The sequence below is a fragment of the Sphingobium sp. SYK-6 genome (assembly GCF_000283515.1).
Taxonomy (GTDB): domain Bacteria; phylum Pseudomonadota; class Alphaproteobacteria; order Sphingomonadales; family Sphingomonadaceae; genus Sphingobium; species Sphingobium lignivorans.
In genome coordinates, this window is the sequence record NC_015976.1 from 422,691 (window position 1) to 441,868 (window position 19,178).

The following is a 19,178-nucleotide window of genomic DNA, read 5'->3' on the forward strand; positions in this document are numbered from 1 at the left end:
TAGGCAGTGAAATAGCCCTTCTTTAGGACGCAAGGTTCATCGGTTATTGCGAACGCTTCGCAACCTTGTAGGTTGGGATCACCGTCATTGGAGGTTCCCATGCATCGTCTTGTCGTCCTTCTCCCGATCCTCGTGCCATGCGCCGCGCTCGCCCAGACCGGCGAGGCGCCGCGTCCCCAGATCGTCGTCACGAGTGCCGCGACGATCCCGAGCCCGCCTGACCGTGCCGTGGTGAGCTTTTCCGTTCATGGCGAGGGCGCGACAAGCGACGAGGCCGTGCGCGCCATGGTGGCGAAGCGGGATGCGATCGAGAAGGGGCTGGCAGGCGTCTCCGGCCAATCCGAGCTGCGCGCCGCGCAGGTCGCAATCGCCGAGGTGCGTGGGCGCGACTGCAATCGCAACTATGGTAATCCGCAGCTCTCCACCGGCGAATGCGCGATCATGGGCTATACAGCCGATCTTCAGGTGGAGGTGCGCACCTCAGCTGTGAACGATGCCGGCACGATGGTGTCGCTTGCCGGCCGCCTGGGCGCGACCAACCCCCGCATCGATCGCTTCTTCCTCGCGGAGGACAAGGAGATAAGGCGGCGCGGGATCGCGGAGGCGCTGGCCGAAGCGAAGCTTCAGGCGGAAGCCATCGCCCGGGCCTCCGGCGTCAAGCTTGGTAGCGTCATCAGCGTTTCCAACCTCAGCTTCAACGGCCCGGGTCCGTATGACGAGATCGTCGTCACGGCGCAGGGGGTCGTCGCGCCGCCCGCACCGCCGCCCCCGCCGCCAGTGGCCATTGGCATGAAGCCCCGTGCGATCGAAACGCAGGTGCGCGTGCAAGTGGTCTATGCCATCCAACCTGACCGATCCTGATCGGAAGCGCGGCAGCCGTCCTGGAATGACCGGCCTTCGAAGCAGTCGTCAGACGGTTCGGGGCGGGCTTGTCCTCAGAAGGGCATCCAGCGCCGCTTCTCGCTGAACTTCATGTAGCCGGCATTCACGCCGAGGCGATAGCCCACGCCGAGCCGGATCGGGATGATCACGACGTCCTTCCAGCGCATGTAGCTCGCCGTGAAGCCGCCGACGAGATAGGCCGTGCCCTCGCCGGCGGGGAAGCGCTTGTAGAGGTTCTGGCTGTCATAGAGATTGTAGACGAGCACGAAGGTCTTGCTGGCGTTGCCCCCCAGGTCGAAGCCCAGCGAGGGGCCGGTCCAGTAGACGTCCCGCTGGCCCTCGATCTTGTGGAAAAGCGTGCCCGAGCCATAGCGCAGGCCCACGCCGATGGCGCCCGAGGCTTCGCGCCCGGCGATATAGGCGACGGGCTCGCCCTGATCCTTCAGGATGTTCTCGATCATGCCGGCGAGGCCCTCGGCGCCCTTGCCGAACACGCCTTCCGCCGCGCCGATGAGGTCGTCCTGCTGATAGGTGCTCGCCGCTGCATTGGCGGGGACGCCGGCCGCCGCCGCCGAAGCGGTGGGCGGCGAGGCGGGCGGGGTCGTTGCGGTTTCCGACGCGGGTGGCGGGGGCGGAGGCGGAAGGTCCGCCTCGTCCTCATAGGCCGGCGGAGTCGGGACGGTGGCGTCGCTGGCCGGCGCGCCGGGCGCCAGATCGGCATCGATCGCGGTGTTCGGATCGACAGTGCCGACCTGCGCGGCGGCCGGTGCTGCCGCCAGTCCGGTCGCGATCGTCGCCGCCACGGCAAGTCTTGTCCAGTGACGGAGCGCTGACGTCATCCGGTTCATTTCATAATTCTCCCCGGCCGGTCGGCCGATCATTAGCTGCGCGCAGGCGCGACCCATTCTCACTCCTCGTCTATCCGCCGCGCGACATGAAACGACAATGAATGAACGGCGAGGCGAATCGATTTCGCGCCGGACCGAGTCCTTTCGATCAACGGCTCACCTCCCGCGACACACGGCCGGTCGCGGGAAACGCGTCTTCAGGCGCGCTCGCCTGCCGCCTCGCGATTGAGGGCATTGATGGCGGCATGGACGCGCGCTTCCGCCTCCGCGCGAGGTAGTCCGGTCGGGATGACCTCGCCGATCCGGTACGTGATCGTGCCCGCGCGCTTGAGGAAGCTGTTGCGCGGCGACAGCCGGCCGCTGTCCACGGCGATCGGGACGACCGGGCAATCGAGCACGGCATAGAGTCCGGCGAAGCCCGACCGCAGGTCCGGACATTCCCCGTGCGGAACGCGCGTCCCTTCGGGATAGAAGATCACCGGCCGCCCCGCCGCGAAGGCGGCCCGTGCTTTCGTGCGGATCGCCCGCAGCGCGCTCGCGCCGCCGTTGCGATCGACGATAATCAGCCCGTAAGCGCGCGCCACTGCCCCCCACACCGGGATCCGCCCCAGCTCGGCCTTGGCCGCGATGACGGGGCGGCGGAAGAGGCAGAGCGCATCCAGCGTCTCGAACATCGATTCATGCTTGCAGACGATGAAGCGGGGCTCGTCCGGCAGCCGGCCTTCCACCACGATCTTCTGCCCGAGCACATGGCGCACGAGCAGCCGGTGCATCCTGGCCCATGCCTCCGCCGCCGGCGCGACGGTGCGCGCGCGAATGGCCATCATGACCAGCGCTACCATGAGCATCACGACGGTCAGGCAGTAGAACAGCAGGGCGAACAGCACTGACCTCAGGAACGTGACGACGAGCGCTGGCGGCGAAAGCGGCGGCATATCGATGGCGCTCAGACGCCGAGGAGGCCGGCGGCGCGGCGAAGCAGATATTTGTGATATTCGCGCAGCAGGACCATCAGGCTGGGATTGGACCGCACCGCATCGGGGACGATGGTCACGGGGCCCTCGATCTGGCGCGAGAGCTCGTACCGCGCCCGGCGCATGTGCCAGTCCGCGGTGATGATCCGCACCGAGCGATATTTGTTTCGCGCGAGCCACTGGCTGGTTTCCACGGCGTTTGAGCGGGTGTCGATCGCCTCGCGGCCGAGCGTGACGCAGCAGTCCATCAGCTCTTGCGGAACATCATAGGCCGCGGCGAATTCCACGCGGCGGACATCCCGGTCGACGCCGGAAACGAGCAGCTTCTCGCTCTGCTTGCGACGCAGCAGGGCGAGGCCCCGATCGATCCGCCCGGCCGATCCGGTGAGGACCACGATGGCGTCGGTCGGCTCGTCGCCGCGCGGCTGGGGCAGCAGCAGCGCGAACCAGGCGAAGCCCAGCGCCCAGACCAGCAGCATGAGGGCGATCAGCCGCCGGGTCATAGCGACCGTTGCAGCGCGCGCTGCAGCGTGACGCGCGCGGAGAGCCAGGCCACCGCCACGCCGGCGAGCGGCAGCAGTGGCAGCAGCACCCACGCGAAGCCGGGCAGGGAAACGCTCTGGATAAGGTCCGAGGCGACTGCCGCCATCGACCGGCCGACCAGGATGATGACGGCGATGGCGCAGGTGAAGCCGATGACGGCGCCGAACAGCGCGTCGAGCATCATCCGCTGCTGGAACAGGCGGACGACCTGCGCGTCGGTCGCGCCCAGCATGTGTATGATGTCGATGGTGCCCCGGTGCGTCGCATGGGCGCCGCGCGCCGCCAGCACGACCACGGCGCCGGTCGCGATCGCGACGAGCGCCACCACGCCGAAGGAGAGGAGGCCGATCGCCCCGACCAGCCGCGCGAGCGGGGCAAGATAGGCCGCGTGCGGTTCCACGCGGGCCTGCGCGCTGATCGCCTTCACGGCCTTGTCGAGATCCGCGATCCGGCTGTCCCGTTCCGTGCGGGAGGCGACGAGATCCGCGTCGATCAGCGCCGGGAGGGGGATGTCGCTGATCCTGAGATCGCTGCCGAGCCAAGGGGTGAGCTGCGCGGCGAGGCGCGCCTCCGGAATGACCTCGACATTGCCTACGCCTTCGGTCTGCTCCAGCAGCGTCACGACGCTCCGGACCGCGCGGCCCCGCACTTCCGGGTCGGCTTCCGCGATCTGGATGGTCAGGCGATCGGAGACGTCCGCGCGCAAGGCGAAGGCGGCATGGTTGAGCGCGATGCCGGCCGCCGCCGCCAGCACCGTCAGGAACATCATGATGGCGATGACCCAGGGCATGGGCCCGGTCAGCCGCCCCTGCGGCAGCAGCGAGCCGGGCGCATAGGGCTTGTTGGGCATCTCTTTCTGCTCGCGCGCCATGGCTCAGTCGGCTCCGGCGGGGCGCGGGGGATAATGAAGGCCATCGGCGGGTTCGGCGAGCCGGCCCTTCTCCAGCCGCAGCATCTGGGCATCGCTCACCTTGCCGAGCAGATTGAGGTCGTGCGTCGCGACGACGATGGTGGTGCCCAGCTTGTTGAGCGCCTCGAACAGCGTGATGAGCCGCGCCGCCATGTCGACGTCCACGTTGCCGGTCGGCTCGTCGGCGACCAGCAGTTCGGGTCGGCCGATCACGGCGCGCGCGATGGCGACGCGCTGCTGCTCGCCGCCCGAGAGGGTCGCGGGGAGCGCGCGGGCCCGGTCGGTCAGCCCGACCCAATGGAGCATTTCCTCCACCGGCGGGCGAAGCTGGTCGTCGGTCACGCCCGCGATGCGCAGGGGGAGCGCGATATTGTCGAAGGCGGAGAGGTGCGGCACCAGCCGGAAATCCTGGAAGACGACGCCGATCCGGCGGCGAAAGCCGGGGAGACGCGCGCGCGGCAGCGTCACGACATCCGCGTCGAACAGGCGGATCGCCCCGCGGCTCGGCCGTTGCGCGAGATAGAGCAGCTTGAGCAGCGACGTCTTGCCCGCGCCGGATGCCCCGGTGAGGAAGTAGAACGCCCCCTCATCGAGCGAGAAGGTCAGGTCCGACAGCGTCTCGGGGCCGGGCCCGTAGCGCAGCCCGACATTCTCGAACTGGACAATCCTTGCCATCGCGGCGCTGCATATCCCCATTTTGCGGGCGCTTGTCTGCCGCGCCCGCGGACTATCGCGGCGTGCATGGCACAGGCTCCCGGTGCGGGCAAGGCGAAGCGCGCCCACGCGTGCCATACCGGCAAACGCTCCCTTGCTCTCCTGCGAAAAGCGGTGTTTATGGGCGCCAAATGATCCTCATCTGTCCGCAATGCGCCACGCGATATGTCGTCCCTGATAGCGCCATCGGTTCGTCCGGGCGGCAGGTCCGCTGCGCGGCATGCCGGCATAACTGGTTCCAGGAAGGCATCGAGATCCAGCGGCCGGAGCCGGCCCCGGCGGAACCGGCCAGCGCCGTGCCGGCGTCTCCGGCGCCCGCGCAGCCCATGCCGCCTGTGCAGCCGGATGTCGCTGCTGCCTTCCCGCCCGTGTCGGCGCCGGCCGTACCCGAGCCTGCCGCGCCTGAGCCGCCTTTCCCCGCCCCCGAAACCGCGCCCCCGGTCCAGCGGGAGCCCGAGGCATCGCCGGCCCCCGTCACGGCGGAGCAGGCCGTTCCGCGCCATGATCCGGTGGACGCCGCGCCCGTGGCCGCACGGCAGCCGGCGCCCGAGGAGTTCGTCCATTATCCCGACGAGGCCTATGAGGCGCCCGTCCGTCGCCGCCGCAACCCGGCGAAGCTCTGGACGATCGGCGCGATCGTCTTCTTCCTGCTCGTCAGTGCCGCGGGCGCGGCGCTGGTCTATTTCGGGCCGCCGTCATGGGCCGTGAATCTGGGCCTTTCGGCCCGGCAGGATGAAGCCGGCCTCGTCTTCTACCTGCCCAAGCCGCCCGAGCGGCGCAACCTGCCCACGGGCGAGGAATATTTCGCGTTCAGCGCGCGCATCCTCAACGATACCGATCAGGAACTGCCGGTGCCGCCGGTGGTGGTCGAGCTGAGGGACGATCAGGGGCGTCTGGTGTTCAGCTGGATGACCAAGGCGGACAAGTCCCGCCTGAAGCCCAACGAGGAAGCGCGCGTCTCCGAAAGCCGGCTCGACATTCCCAAGAATGCCCGCAATCTGGAGCTCAGGTTCGTCGATAGCGCGAGCTGACGAACCAGAAGCGGCCGCCCTGCAGCAGCATGGCGGCGACCATGCCCAGCGCGGACGCGATCGCCAGCCCTGCCGATCCCCATGCCAGCGTCCACGCCGCCCAGCCGGCGAGCGACATGATGCCGAAGAAGGCGATGATGCCGTTGACGCCCGCCATGACCTGATCGCCCAATGAACGCAGCGCCGCGACCAGAATGGCCTGCAGCCCGTCGCACAGGATGAACGGCGCGAGGATCATGACCATGAGGATCGCTTCGCGCGCGACGGCGTGATCGGCCGTGAGAGCATTGACGATCGGCCCGGCGAACAGGAGATAGACGAGCACCACCGCGCCCATCACCACGGTCGAGAGGCCGCAGGCGATGAGCGTGCGTGACCGCGCCGCCCATGGCTCGCCCGCACCCACCGCATTGCCGACGCGCACGCCCGCTGCCGATCCCAGCCCCAGCGCGAGCGCGAAGCCGATATTGTGCAGCGAGAGCATCACCTGGAAGCCGCCGGCGATGATTTCCCCCATGCGGGTGGAGAGGATCATCAGGAACGAGAAGCCGAGCACTTCCATCGCCGCGCCCACGCCCGGCACGACGCCGAAGCGCACGATCGCGGGGAAGCCGGCCAGCGCCTCCCGCCAGGCGCGCAGGTCGGTCCGCCGGATCTGCCGGGCATGGGCGCTCGGCAGGGTCCACGCCATGATCGCCATCGCCAGTCCGCCCAATGTGCTCGTGATCGAGGTCGCGAGCGCGGCGCCCACCGCGCCCATGGCCGGCATCCCGAGATGGCCCAGCGTCATGGCCCAGGCCAGCAGCGCGTTGACCGGCAGGGTCATGAGATTGACGATGAGCACCCGGCGCGGCGCGCTCACGCCTTCCAGAAAGAAGGCGCAGGCGATCGAGAGCATCTGCCCCGGCAGCCCCAGCATCATGGCGCCCAGCACTGCGGCGCCGGGCGCGACCAGATCGGGCGCCACGCCGGTGAGCGCGAGCAGCGGGCGGGCAGTCAGCCCGATCATGAGGGCACTGGGAATGCCCAGCAGCAGGCCCGCGAGCACGGCTTCCCGCCAGAGCGCGCCGGTGCGCGGCAGGTCGCCGGCGCCGTCCGCCCGGCTTGTGAACACGATGATGCCCGAGAGGCCGCTCAGCAGCAGCATGAGGATCACGAACATCACTGCCCGCCCAGCCGCCAGCCCGCCCAGCTCGTGCGTGCCCGCGAATCCGACGACGGTCACGTCGATCAGATGCATGATCGTCCAGTTGAGATTGGTGAGGACGATGGGCCAGGCGAGGCGCGAGATGCGCCGTGCTTCCTGCAGAAGCGAATCCCGGGGGGATGGGGCGTGCTCGGTGGTCTTCATTCCAGGGGTGTCATCCGGGGCGTGGTTACCGCTTCTCAGCCGCGCGCAGGCAGCGGCCGGGCGCGAGGGGCGCGCAGGGAGGGGCCGATCGCGGCGCAGGCGCGCGGAAGGTTCGGCATGGCGAATACTCTCCTGTTCTGTGTCGCTGCATCGGGCGCGCGCTCGGCATATCGCCCGCCGGTCCGGAAACACGCATCGGCGAGGGGCGCCGGATCGCCCGGCCGTCCGGCGAAGTCAAGCCGCGCGCGGGGCGCGGGACGCCATGTTCGAGAACATGATTTTCGACAGTTGCATAGCGCATGACGCTTTGCTAATGGCCGCCGCCTACCTGGGAGCCGACCGGCTTCCAACCCTCCTGATGTGCGGTCGTGGCGGAACTGGTAGACGCGCAACGTTGAGGTCGTTGTGGGCGAAAGCCCGTGGAAGTTCGAGTCTTCTCGACCGCACCAATCCCGGGTCAAAGATGGGCATTTGGCTCTCCTTTGACGCCGCTGCCGAGATGGCAGCGGTTTCGAGGGTAGAGTTCTGCCACCCTGATAGTGACCCAGTCTTGGTGTCGGCGCCCGGGCATGCGGAAACCACCACCTCCTCGACGAACATGCGAGCATGGTTTCGCTTTTGTTGAGCGCTATCCTCCCGAACTTATCCCGAATGAGTTTGCTCAACCGGACGAGCACATCGCTGGTGAGCGCCGTCGACTTCCAAGCAAGTTGTCGCTTCAGCAGCGAATCCGCTCGGACAGGATCGCAACGCGCGTTTCGTCCCGCACGCGCTCCGCGCCCGCAAAGATGCAACGCAGCGAATGGAAGTCATAGCCAGGGCCCTGGGGCAGGGGAACGGGTGAAGGAACCTTCGTGCGTGAGCCTGTCCATTCTGCGGGAAACGCCGATGACCCAGTCCCTGCCGACAGAAACCGTACGGCAGAGCGTGCTCCTCGCCTGAACGTCAATCCGCCCTAGTGTTCTACCTCAGCAGCATTGATCCTTGCCTTCGCGCTGGCCGGGGCGATTTCCCCCAATCAGGCGAAGCAAACCGCCAACGAAGCGACCGTCGAACGCACGATCATCTTTCCCAGGAAGCTGACGCTCGCGCAGCCTGACCTTTCACTGTTTCAGAGAGTGCCCGACGTGAGCGGCATCCCGTGCCCAAGCTAGCCGCTGTAATCGATTGGAGCGTCGGCCAATCGCAGCCATCTCATTGGCCGACAAGTTTGCAGGCAACGACACGGAGCCGCACTGGCCAGGTGGCAATCCCTCATGCCCGAAGCGCATCTTTCCCACCGGCGATTATGGCTCGTGGAGCCCGGTTCGCACGGACTGATGCCACCTCCTGACGACAGGCGGTCGCTGCTCTGCCGGCGTGGGACGGATTGTCGTTGGAACATCCAACAACAGGGTCGCGACGCTACGGCGCAGGGACGTTGGATGCGCTTTCGTGAAACTTGAGGGGATGCTCTGGCCGACGCTTTTATAGTTGACCGACGATCAAATATCATTAGCGGAAACTCAAGAAGTCGGCGGCTCCAATTTTCTGGCGCTTGTTGCCTTCGCCAAGGGCAAACCGTCGGTAACGGCGGGACGCAAAGCCTCCGGCCCCATGGGGTAGCGGGGTTGCCGGAGGACAAGCTGAGCACTGCTGTAATTACTGCATCTGAATGACGGTTCGATCCGGCCAGCCTGAACAGTCCGGCTGAGCGCTATCATTCCGCGCAGGCATGCACCCGCCATCGAGCGCGGGCAGCGCTTTCCCTCCGACACGACCATGCGCTGCTGCGCCCCGGTTCGCCCTTTGCATCGCTTTGAAGACCGATTGCACAGGGGAACGATAATGCAGGTTGAGGATCGCACAAAGAACAGCACCGTCCGCAAGTCTCTGAAGGCAGGCTTTTTCACGAGTGTTGGACTGGCAGGACTGCTGGCCGGTGCGCCGGCCTGGGCAGAGCCCAGCGTGTGCGAAACGACTGGCGATGTCATGTTCTTCAACTGCGGCACATCAATCACATACCGTGCCGAGAGCGGCGAGACGAGCCTCACCGTCACGGGCGCTGAGCTGACCGACGGCACCATCAACTACAACGCCAATGCGAATGCGGAAGGGCCACTGACCTCAACGCTGACCGTGACGGACTCGATCGTCAACGCGACCGATTATGGCGGCATCAACATGTTCTCGGCCAATGAGGGCGGCAATACGGTCACGATCTCGCTTGGCGAAGATGTCTCGATCACCAGCAGCGCCGGGTTCGCCGGTGTGTGGGTCCGCAACGAAGTGGGCGGTGACATCGATATCACCAGCGCAGCCGAACTGAATGTGTCGGGCACCGACACCAACGGCATTTCCGCCACCACCAACAGCGGCTCGGTGCACATCAACAACAGCGGCGACATCACGGTCGCCGAAACTCTCAACCCGGCAGATTATACCCAGCGCGGCATTTATGCCGATGGCGGCTACACCAATGTCGAGCCTGTGGAAGTTGAGGTCATCAACAGCGGCAAGGTCAGCGCGCAGGCTGCCGGTATCCGCGTGGTCAATTACAATGGCCTGGCAAGAATCGAGAACAGCGGCGAGGTCAGCTCCGTCAACAATCAGGGGCTGGTGGCCTGGACGCCCAATGGCGAGGTGGAGGTCGTCAACAGCGCTCAAGGGAGTGCCACCTCCCTGTCCGGCCCAGCCATTCAGGGCGCCTCCCAGATTGGCGACATCAGCATCGCCAACGACGGCTCGGCCGAAGGTGTGTCCGGCATCCTTGCCATCGCGGGATTTGACAGCGGGCAGCCCGGCGGCGGCAGCATCACGATCAGCAATTCCGGTGCCGTCACGGCCACCGGCGGCATCGGCGTCAGCGCCCGGACGCCGGACGGCGACGTGTCCTTCACGAACACTGGAACCATCTCAGCCGTTTCGGCAGGCGTTGACCTCGACACGATCGATGGCACGGTCCTGATTACCAACAGCGGCACGATCGAGGGTTATCACGGCATCGTCACGAATGATGCGGCGACCCGGATCGTCAATTCCGGCACCATTGCGACCAATGGCAACGGCTCTGCGATCGTGATGGGTTCGGGGGACGTGACGCTCGAACTGCATGCCGGTTCTGCGATCAGCGGCTTGGTGCAGGATGCCGACCCCGTCAACGGCACGAACACGCTGGTGCTTGGCGGGGCGGACAACGCCTCCTTCAATGCCGGTTCGATCGGCGCGGATGCCCAGTATCGCGATTTCGACGCCTTCGTGAAGGCGGGCGACAGCATCTGGACACTAAATGGCGAAGGCACCACGGGCTGGACGGTCGAAGCCGGCACGCTGACCGCTGACACTGGCGGAGCCTTCGGCGTGGATCAGGCCTACGTCGTGAATGGCGGCACGCTCGATTTCGCAGGCACGACGGCCAGCATCGCCAGCGTTACTGGCACGTCTGAAGGTTCGGTGAACATCGGCGCAGGTGGCGGTCTGACGCTCAACCAGGGCACCGACGGCACCTACGCTGGCCAAATCACGGGCAGTGGCAAACTCACCAAGGCCGGAAGCGGCACCCTGACGCTGACGGGTGACAGCAGCAGCTTCAGCGGCAATCTGTTCCTGACAGGCGGCGAAACCGTGCTCGATGGAAACAGCATGGCCGCGGGCATAGTGTTCCTTGGCTCAACAGATGAGCCGATGCTAACGGTTCAGAATGGCGGCGTGCTGAATGCTGCCAACGTCATCGTTGGTAACAGCACCAACAGCTATGCCCCTTATTTGGCAGACGAGAGCGGTTCGCTTTCTGTCACGGGCAGCGGGTCTGCCGTCAACGCGGATTTCCTGACAGTTGGTTACTATGGCGATGGCGCCCTGTCGATCTCCGGGGGCGGCACAGTGACGACCTCGACCGTAATTACGGTCGGCTCCGTCGCGGACAGCGCAGGCACGATCACCATCTCAGGCGAGAACAGCCGCCTCCAGGGAGGCAATCTCCAACTCGCGGGGAGCGGCACAGCAGTACTCAGCGTTTCCGAGGGTGCTACGATTGAGACGTCGTTCGGTGGCCTCGGTGTCAATGCTGGCAGCATCGGCACCGCTACAATCAGCGGCGCAAATACCCGTTGGGACATCACCCAATCCGGCCTCGCGATCGCAACGTCAGGGCAAGGGCAGGTTTCCGTTCTGGACGGCGCCACTGTCGCCGCGAGCAGTGGTGATATCAGGCTCGGTGCTGCCGCTGGAGGCCAGGGCAGTCTCACGGTGTCGGGCATGGGCAGCAGTGTCAGCACGACTGAAAATTTCATCGTCGGCAGCTATGGCACGGGTAATGTCACTGTCGATGATGGCGGTCAGATCCAAGGCGACAAGCTGATTGTCGGATTCGTTGATGGTGGCGCTGGCACGCTCAATCTCAGTGGTGCCGGAACGCAGGTGCAAGGCAACACCTACATCATGGTGGGTACCTACGCAGGAAGCAGCGGTACGGTCACATTGTCCGATGGCGCGACCTTGAAGGCCGATGGCACCCGGGGCATTACCCTGGCGTTCGAAGCGGGATCTGCCGGTACGCTGAATATCGGCGCGGCGGCAGGCGAGGACGCCGCAGCGGCGGGATCGATCGAGGCTGAATATGGGATCCAGTTCGGCAATGGGACTGGCAACCTTGTTCTGAACCACAATGAAGCCGGTTATGAACTGGCGACAGGGCTTTCGGGTGCTGGCGTCATCAACATATTGGCCGGCGAGACGATCTTTTCGGGGAATGGAAGTGCGTTCAGCGGCACGCTGGACATATCCGGCGGCAGCTTCGAAGTGACAAGCACACTGGGAGCGGACCATGTCTCGGTCGGCGGCGTGGAAAGCGCGCATCTTTCGGTCGTGCAGGGCGGCGTGCTCGAATCCAACACGGGCTCCATCGGCATGGGTGGGACCAACGGCAGCGTGACGATCGATGGCGCAGGATCATCCTGGGTCAGCAGCGGCGGCATCCAGATCAGTCGTGACGGAGGCTCGACCGGCTCGCTCGCCATCACGGACGGCGGATCGTTCGAGACGGTTCTGGGCGGGCTCTACATGGGCGCGGGCGGCTCTATCAGCGTCAGTGGCGAGGGTTCATCGCTGCTGATCGGCACGCTGCATAGCGAGCTGCCGGCAAGCTGGAACGATGCGGACGGCTGGTTCAGTGTTGACGAAGGCACCGTCTCGATCACCGATGGTGCGCTGCTGGCCACTGACGGCAGCTATATCGGCGGCAGCGGCACAACCGTCGCCACCATGACCGTCGATGGCGAGAACACCGTCTGGTCCAACGGCATTCCGCTGTTCATCGGCGGCACCGGCAATGGCACTGTGGGTCATGGTGACGTGACGGTCTCGGGTGGCGCGACCGTCACATCCTACACCAGCGCCCTGGGCGTCGACACCGGCTCGAGCGGCAAGCTGACGCTCACCGGCGAAGGCACGACCTACACCGTGCTCGGCCGCGAAGGCTTCGCTGGCAACATGCGTGTGGGCTATGACGGCACCGGGACGGTGACCGTGTCGAACGGCGCCCTGCTTGCCGCCACGGCGCTGGTCGACGTCGCCAGCCAGTCTGGCAGCGAAGGCACGCTCGTCATCGAGAATGGCGGTCATGTGACCGGACAATCCATGCGGATCGGCGGGCAGACGGAAACGGTCGGCAGCGTCACGGTGGATGGCGCGGGTTCCACGCTCGTGATCGGCAGCGGCCGGATTGGCGTCGGCATCTCCGGCGACGGCACGCTGACGGTCAGCAACGGTGGCTCGGCCAGCTCGGAAGGCGCAGTGATCGGCTGGGAAGCCGGAGGCAAAGGCACGGTCAATGTCACCGGCGCCGGCAGCACCTTCAGCAATGACGGCAGCCTCTATGTCGGCAATGTGGGCGAAGGCACGCTCAACATCAGCGATGGCGGCCGCGTGACCAGCACCGATGGCTATGTCGGCACGGTCGCTGGCTCGAAGGGCGTCGTCACCGTCAGTGGCCCAGAGTCCATCTGGGATATGAGCGGCGTCTTCATCGTGGGCAATGAGGCAACTGCCCGAGCCGAGGCCACCATCTCGGATGGCGGTACACTCCGCGCGGTTCAGGGGACCCTGGGCAATCTCAATTCCTCATTCGGGAGAATGACGGTTACCGGCGCCGGCTCCACATGGAGCGCTTATGATGATGGCATCACGAACTGGGCGGGCTACCTGAATGTCGGCCTCTCGGGTTCTGGACTCCTGAACGTTTGGGACGGCGGCACGGTCGACGCCGTTCGTCTCTACATCGGCAATGATGCCGGATCGAGCGGCACCGTGCTGCTGACCGGTGCTGGCTCCACGATCAGGACGGAGCAGGGCCTTTACGTCGGCGCAGAAGGAACCGGCGAACTCACTTTGATGAATGGCGCTCACATCGAGGCCCAGACCATCAAGGTGGGCTATCTCGCGGGGTCAACCGGCACGCTGATCATCGGCGGGCTGGCAAGCCAGCCGGCGGCAGCAGCAGGCACTATCAATGCCGATGAAATCCATCTCGGCAGCGGCAATAGCCGGCTCGTCCTCAACCATACGAGCACCGATTATGAGCTCGGGGCCAATCTTACCGGGTTCGGTGATGTGGATGTGTTCGCCGGCACGACTGTGCTCTCCGGCGACAACAGCACATTTGCGGGCAGCCTCGCCATCGACGGCGGAAGGCTCATCCTCGCCAGCGCCACCAATGCAGTCTCTACAAGCATCGGCACCGAAGGCACGCTGCAGATCGGCAATGGCGGCACCAGCGGCTCGCTCAACGCCGACATCGTGAACAACGGTTCGCTGGTTTTCGACCGCTCGGACGCGCTTCATCATAACCGGGTTATCTCCGGCACAGGCGATCTGACCGTTGCGGGCGGTGTCATCACGCTGAGCGGAATGAACACATTTACCGGCGCCACGATCATCGACACGGGGGCAACGCTGGCGCTCTCAAATCAGGGCCGGATCAACCAGTCCAGCCTGGTAACCGTCAACGGCACGTTTGATGTAACCGAAGGAAGCGCGCCACGGATCAAGGACATTGCCGGCAACGGCACGGTCGTCCTGGGCAACGCGGGGCTCCAGATCGACAACGCCTCGCATGTCTTCTCCGGCAGCATTACCGGCGAGGGCGGGCTGAACCTCAACGGCGGCATTCTGATCCTGACGGGCGCAAGCGATTTCACCAATGGGCTCGGCATCAGCAATGGCGCCGTCGTCCACATCGGTAATGGCGGTACAAGCGGATCCATCACATCCGGCACGACCAATTACGGCACGCTCGTCTTCGACCGTAGCGACGAATGGACCTATGGCGGAGCGATCACCGGTCAGGGCGAGATCATTCACGCCGGATCGGGGACCACTAACCTGACCGGCGGAATGGGCGGCAGCCACTTCATCATCGAGAACGGCACGGTCAACATGAGCGGTGGGCTGGTGGCGCTGCTCGGTGAAGGCGCCGGCATCTCGGTCGAAGGCCAGACTTCCGTGCTCAATGTCAGCAATGTCGGCGCGCGAGCCAATCACACGGTCTATCGCGTCAGCGATGGCGGCTCGCTTGCCATCAACGGCGGATCGGTCCGGGTCGGCACGGCTGCCGGATCGGCCGGCGTCCATCTGGTTTCGGGCAGCGCCTCGGTCACCGGCACCAGCTTCGATGTCAAAGGCGCCAGCACGTACGGCGTCATTGTCGAGGCCGGCAACACGCTCACGCTGGCTGACAGCAGCATCAAGACGATCGGCAATTCCGCGATCGGCGCACTGGCGCGGGATGGCGGCGTGCTGGATATCAGTGGCAGCACCGTCCAAACGACGGGGACGGATGCCTACGCCGCCTATGCGGCCAATGGCGGACGGATCACCCTGGCGAACAGCACGATCTCCACGTCCGGCATGGTTGCCGATGCGCTGGTCTCTGATGGCGAAGGCAGTCTGATTAGTGCTACCAATACGACGATCGAGACCACCGGCACCCAGACAGCGGCCGTCGTGGCCCGCAACAACGGGGCCATCGATCTGAACGGCGGATCGGTCTCGGCGACCGTCAATGAGGAGAGCCCGGCGGCCGTCTGGGCGCTGCTGGCCAAGGATGGCGGATCGATCACCGCGACCGACGTCAACCTCTCGCTGACCATGCTGGACAACAGCGCCTATGTGACCGGCGTTGCCTATGCGATGGATGAGGGCAGCAGCATCACCATCACCGGCGGCACGGCCACGGCGACCGGCAAGCGCGCGAACGGCATCTTTGCCTATAACAGCGGCTCGGTGAGCGCCGAAGGCCTGACCATCTCGACCTCGGGGGAGCAGGCACGTGGTGTCTATGCGAATGCTGACAGCAACGCGGCAGGCTCGGTGACGCTCAAGGATGCGAGCATCAGCGCGAATGGCACGAGCTCGCACGGTCTCTTCGCGGAGCGGGACAGCGGCTCGACAGGCAACCAGATCGCTACCATCACTGGCGAGAATGTGAACATCACGACCTCCGGCGATCAGGCAAATGGCATCTATGCGGCCGTGGGCGGTGTCATCACGGTTACGGGCGGATCGGTCACGACCACTGGTTACCAAAGCATGGCTTTGGCAGCGAGCGGTTCGGAGTCTGGCATGACTGGTGGCGGCATCCTGACCGTCTCGGATGTGACCGCCCACACACTGGGGAACTCTGCAGCAGGAGCGAATGTATACACCGCCGGTCAGATCGTCGCAAATAACATCACAATCCTGACGGAAGGCTCTTCGGCACAGGGCATCGTGGTTGCTGCCGGCATCGGCACATTCGCAAATTCCACAATCGCAACCACCGGCAATAGCTCAACGGGGACACTGGTCAGATACCAAGGCCAACTGACCCTTACAAACAGCGCGATCACGACCAGCGGGGCCCAGTCGGCCGGGGTTACCGTAGGCGGCAATTCACAGGCTCAACTGACCGACAGTTCGGTGGCAACCTCGGGTGAGGGCGCCCGCGGCCTGTTTGCCTCCACGGGGTTGATCTCCGTGACTGGCGGCAGCGTCACGACCAGCGGCGCGGGATCAGATGGCCTCAATACACGGGGTAATGGCGCGATCAGCCTGACCGGCACCGAGATCACCGTCAGAGATGCCAGTTCAGCCGGCGCAAGCATTGAGGACAACGGCATCATCGACATGACCGCCGGCAGCATCCGCAGCGCGGGATCGACCCTGGCAGCGACCTCGACGGACGACAGCCTAGCGCGGTTCAGCTTTGCGGGAACCGACCTCGCCAGCGATAGCGGCGCGCTGCTCTCCGTGGCGCACGGTCCGGGTGAAGGCACTGGCATCGTGGGCTTGTTGCTCACCGACGGCAGCACGGCAAAGGGCGACATTGCCGGCACCGGCGAGGGCATTCTTGACGTTTTGGTCAGCGCATCCAGCCTTGAGGGTGGCCTCTCCAATATCACGAAGCTGACGCTGGACAATGCGGACTGGACGGTGACGAGCCTTGCGGGCCTTGGCGAGCTGGAGATTGCGACGGGCACCGCCACGATCAGCACGACAGGCACGGTCAGCCATGATGGTGCGCTGACCGGCAGCGGCACCTTCAACAAGACCGGCACCGGACAGTTCATCCTTGCGGGCAACGGCAGCGATTTTGCCGGCGCCACGCAGATCGATGCCGGCTCCATGCTGCTCACCGGGTCGCTTGCCGGCAGCCTGCGCATCAATGCGCAGGGCACGATGATCGTCGGCGACGGCGTGACCAGTGGTGACCTGATTGCCAGCACGGTGAATGACGGCACGTTGATCTTCAACCAGCTTGGCGATTATGACTATGCCGGCGCGCTCTCGGGCAGTGGCGGGCTTGTCAAGCGGGGCAGTGGCACGCTGCTGCTCTCGGGCGATTATGGTTATACCGGCTCGACTGTTGTGGAGGGCGGCAAGATCAGGCTGCTGGCGCAACTCGACAGTGCCACCGATCTTGTCATCAATGACGGCGAGTTCGACCTGAGCGGCACCGACCAGACCGTCGCCGGCCTGAGCGGCACCGGCGGCACGCTCAACATCGGGACCAGCACGCTGACCGTCAATCAGACCGAGAACACGGCCTTTGGCGGCGTGTTTCAGGGCGGCGGAATGATCGTCATGCAAGGGCCGCAAGCGGGCCTCCCGCCTACCATTTACCTGACCGGCCAGAGCTTTAGCGGCTTCAATGGCGATCTGTGGCTGCAAGAGATCGTCGCACGCGTCAACGGCTCGCTGGGCGGAACGATCACAGTCGGCGAAGACGCGGGTCTTGGCGGCGCGGGTAGGGTCGACAACATCGTCGTGACCGCTGGCGGCACGCTGATGCCGGGCAACTCGATCGGCACACTCACCGCGTCCGGCAATGTCGTCTTCGAGACCGGATCGGTCTACGAGGTCGAGGTCAATGCCGATGGCGAGAGCGACAAGCTGCTCGTCGGCGGCACCGCGACGATCGAGGGCGGCACGGTCTCCGTGCTGACGGCAGCGGGCAACTACCGCTTCTCCAGCGACTATGTCATCATCAGCGCAGCCGGCGGCGTGACCGGCACGTTCGATGATACGGACGTCGACCTGCCATTCCTGACGCCGTATCTGAGCTATGACCCCAACAACGTCACGCTCACGCTGGTCCGCAACGATCGCACTTTTGCGAGCGTTGCCGCCACGTCCAACCAGATCGCCGTGGCCTCGGCCCTCGATGCAAGCGATCAGGAGGCGAGCCTGCCGCGCGCGGTAGCCGGGCAGATCGAGGAAGAGGGGGCGGTACGGGCCTTCGATGCGCTCTCCGGCGAAATCTGGGCGACCACTGGCACGCTGATGATCGACCGCAGCCGCCGCATGGGGGACATGGTGATCGGCCGTCTGGATCAGGCGGACAGCCTCAGCGCCTCGCTGGCCTCGGCCCGCAGCGCCGCGCGCCAGACCCGCGACGGGCAAACCGCCGTCTGGGGCCAGGGCATCGGCACATGGAACATGCTCAAGAGCAACGGCAATGCCGTGAAGGCCACGCAGAGCAGCTTTGGCTTCATCACCGGCCTCGATACGATGCTGGGCGACTGGCGCCTGGGCGTGGCGGTGAGCCAGAGCGAGGACAAGGTCCGCGTAGATGGCCGAAGCAGCGAAGCGACGGTCAAGGGCACTAGCGTGGCGGCTTATGCCGGCGGTGGCTGGGGCCCGCTGCGCACGCGGATCGGCGCGAGCTACAGCTGGCTCGATGTCGACGGCAGCCGCAAGGTGGTGTTCCCGGGCGTGAACGATGCGCTCTCGGGCAGCTATGACGCCAGGAGCGTCACGGCCTTTGGGGAAGTGAGCCTGGCTTTCGCCATGGGCGGGGCGAGCATCGAGCCCTTCGCCGGGGTGAACCATGTCCATCTCAAGAGCGACGCCTTTGCCGAGAGCGGCAGCGCCCTCACAGCGCTGGGCGTCGAGGAGAGCACTCGCAGCGTCACCTACACGACGCTGGGCCTGCGCCTGGGCAGCGTGATGCCGATCAGCGAGAGCGCCGTGCTTGCGCCTCGCGTCTCGGCCGCATGGCTGCGCAGCTTTGGCGATACCGATGCGACCAGCCGGCATATCCTCCCCACCGGGCAGGCGTTCTCCATAGCCGGCCTGCCGACCACGCGCGACACGCTGCGCATCGAGGGTGGCCTCCAGGCTAACATCCTGCCCGGCGGATCGATCGGCGCTACTTATGTCGGCAATATTGGTGACCAGTGGAAGGACCATGGCGTGAAGCTGGGCTTCTCTTACAGCTTCTGAGATCAGTCGCTTGTTCCAGGAGGCGCGGCTTGAGTCGCGCCTCCTCGTTGGCCCCCTGTCGCCGGCGTTCGATGGCCCTCCATTTGATCCTTTTGCGCTGTTGATGATGGCTTCGGCCCTGCTGGAGCAGGGGCCCGCCGGGTCATGACAAACATCTGGTCCCGTCCTGACCCAGCCGCGAAAGAG

10 protein-coding genes, 1 tRNA gene and 1 riboswitch are annotated in these 19,178 nt (G+C 65.5%); of the genes, 5 read left to right on the plus strand and 6 right to left on the minus strand.

The features are described 5' to 3' along the window. Positions 1-99 precede the first annotated feature (99 nt). Positions 100-861, plus strand: coding sequence for an SIMPL domain-containing protein (locus SLG_RS02035; RefSeq protein WP_014074740.1), 762 nt, complete (start codon positions 100-102; stop codon positions 859-861). 74 nt (positions 862-935) lie between these two features. Here SLG_RS02035 and SLG_RS02040 read toward each other — a convergent pair whose 3' ends face one another. The 5 genes from SLG_RS02040 to ftsE form a co-directional block, all read right to left on the minus strand. Then, positions 936-1,721, minus strand: a complete 786-nt coding sequence (locus tag SLG_RS02040; RefSeq protein WP_041392403.1) for a DUF1134 domain-containing protein — start codon at positions 1,719-1,721, stop codon at positions 936-938. A gap of 206 nt (positions 1,722-1,927) precedes the next feature. Further along, positions 1,928-2,665: a lysophospholipid acyltransferase family protein gene (locus SLG_RS02045; RefSeq protein ID WP_014074742.1), complete on the minus strand. Its 738-nt coding sequence runs from the start codon at positions 2,663-2,665 to the stop codon at positions 1,928-1,930. Positions 2,666-2,676: 11 nt separating this feature from the next. Then, the gene (locus SLG_RS02050) at positions 2,677-3,207 is read right to left on the minus strand and encodes a YdcF family protein (RefSeq protein ID WP_014074743.1); all 531 of its coding nucleotides are present in this window, start codon (positions 3,205-3,207) and stop codon (positions 2,677-2,679) included. Then, positions 3,204-4,118, minus strand: a complete 915-nt coding sequence (locus SLG_RS02055; protein ID WP_014074744.1) for a cell division protein FtsX — start codon at positions 4,116-4,118, stop codon at positions 3,204-3,206. Before SLG_RS02055 ends, SLG_RS02050 begins: the two co-directional genes overlap by 4 nt. 3 nt (positions 4,119-4,121) lie before the next feature. Next, entirely contained in the window at positions 4,122-4,832 is a 711-nt protein-coding gene (gene ftsE, locus SLG_RS02060) for a cell division ATP-binding protein FtsE (RefSeq protein WP_014074745.1), read from the minus strand. A gap of 170 nt (positions 4,833-5,002) precedes the next feature. On the opposite strand from ftsE, the gene SLG_RS02065 reads away from it, so the two are divergent. Continuing rightward, complete coding sequence (locus SLG_RS02065; RefSeq protein WP_014074746.1) at positions 5,003-5,902, plus strand: zinc-ribbon domain-containing protein; 900 nt, start codon at positions 5,003-5,005, stop codon at positions 5,900-5,902. Here SLG_RS02065 and SLG_RS02070 read toward each other — a convergent pair. Then, positions 5,877-7,253 carry an MATE family efflux transporter gene (locus SLG_RS02070; protein WP_014074747.1) on the minus strand — a complete coding sequence of 459 codons (1,377 nt, stop codon included), beginning with the start codon at positions 7,251-7,253 and terminating at the stop codon, positions 5,877-5,879. The genes SLG_RS02065 and SLG_RS02070 overlap by 26 nt on opposite strands. A gap of 362 nt (positions 7,254-7,615) precedes the next feature. Here SLG_RS02070 and SLG_RS02075 point away from each other — a divergent pair. The 3 genes from SLG_RS02075 to SLG_RS02080 all read left to right on the plus strand — a co-directional run bounded on the left by SLG_RS02075 (position 7,616) and on the right by SLG_RS02080 (position 18,992). Next, positions 7,616-7,702: transfer RNA gene (locus SLG_RS02075), tRNA-Leu, on the plus strand. Positions 7,703-8,230: 528 nt separating this feature from the next. Then, the gene (locus tag SLG_RS21585) at positions 8,231-8,407 is read left to right on the plus strand and encodes a hypothetical protein (protein ID WP_014074748.1); all 177 of its coding nucleotides are present in this window, start codon (positions 8,231-8,233) and stop codon (positions 8,405-8,407) included. Between the two features lie 390 nt (positions 8,408-8,797). Then, positions 8,798-8,871: riboswitch (cyclic di-GMP riboswitch) on the plus strand. A gap of 209 nt (positions 8,872-9,080) precedes the next feature. Beyond that, positions 9,081-18,992 carry an autotransporter-associated beta strand repeat-containing protein gene (locus SLG_RS02080; protein ID WP_014074749.1) on the plus strand — a complete coding sequence of 3,304 codons (9,912 nt, stop codon included), beginning with the start codon at positions 9,081-9,083 and terminating at the stop codon, positions 18,990-18,992. Positions 18,993-19,178 lie beyond the last annotated feature (186 nt).

Excerpts from the sequence above, each read along its gene's own strand:
- SLG_RS02035 (WP_014074740.1), top strand. The coding sequence starts at position 100 with ATGCATCGTCTTGTCGTCCTTCTCCCGATCCTCGTGCCATGCGCCGCG.
- SLG_RS02040 (WP_041392403.1), bottom strand. The coding sequence starts at position 1,721 with ATGACGTCAGCGCTCCGTCACTGGACAAGACTTGCCGTGGCGGCGACG.
- SLG_RS02045 (WP_014074742.1), bottom strand. The coding sequence starts at position 2,665 with ATGCCGCCGCTTTCGCCGCCAGCGCTCGTCGTCACGTTCCTGAGGTCA.
- SLG_RS02050 (WP_014074743.1), bottom strand. The coding sequence starts at position 3,207 with ATGACCCGGCGGCTGATCGCCCTCATGCTGCTGGTCTGGGCGCTGGGC.
- SLG_RS02055 (WP_014074744.1), bottom strand. The coding sequence starts at position 4,118 with ATGGCGCGCGAGCAGAAAGAGATGCCCAACAAGCCCTATGCGCCCGGC.
- ftsE (WP_014074745.1), bottom strand. The coding sequence starts at position 4,832 with ATGGCAAGGATTGTCCAGTTCGAGAATGTCGGGCTGCGCTACGGGCCC.
- SLG_RS02065 (WP_014074746.1), top strand. The coding sequence starts at position 5,003 with ATGATCCTCATCTGTCCGCAATGCGCCACGCGATATGTCGTCCCTGAT.
- SLG_RS02070 (WP_014074747.1), bottom strand. The coding sequence starts at position 7,253 with ATGAAGACCACCGAGCACGCCCCATCCCCCCGGGATTCGCTTCTGCAG.
- SLG_RS02080 (WP_014074749.1), top strand. The coding sequence starts at position 9,081 with ATGCAGGTTGAGGATCGCACAAAGAACAGCACCGTCCGCAAGTCTCTG.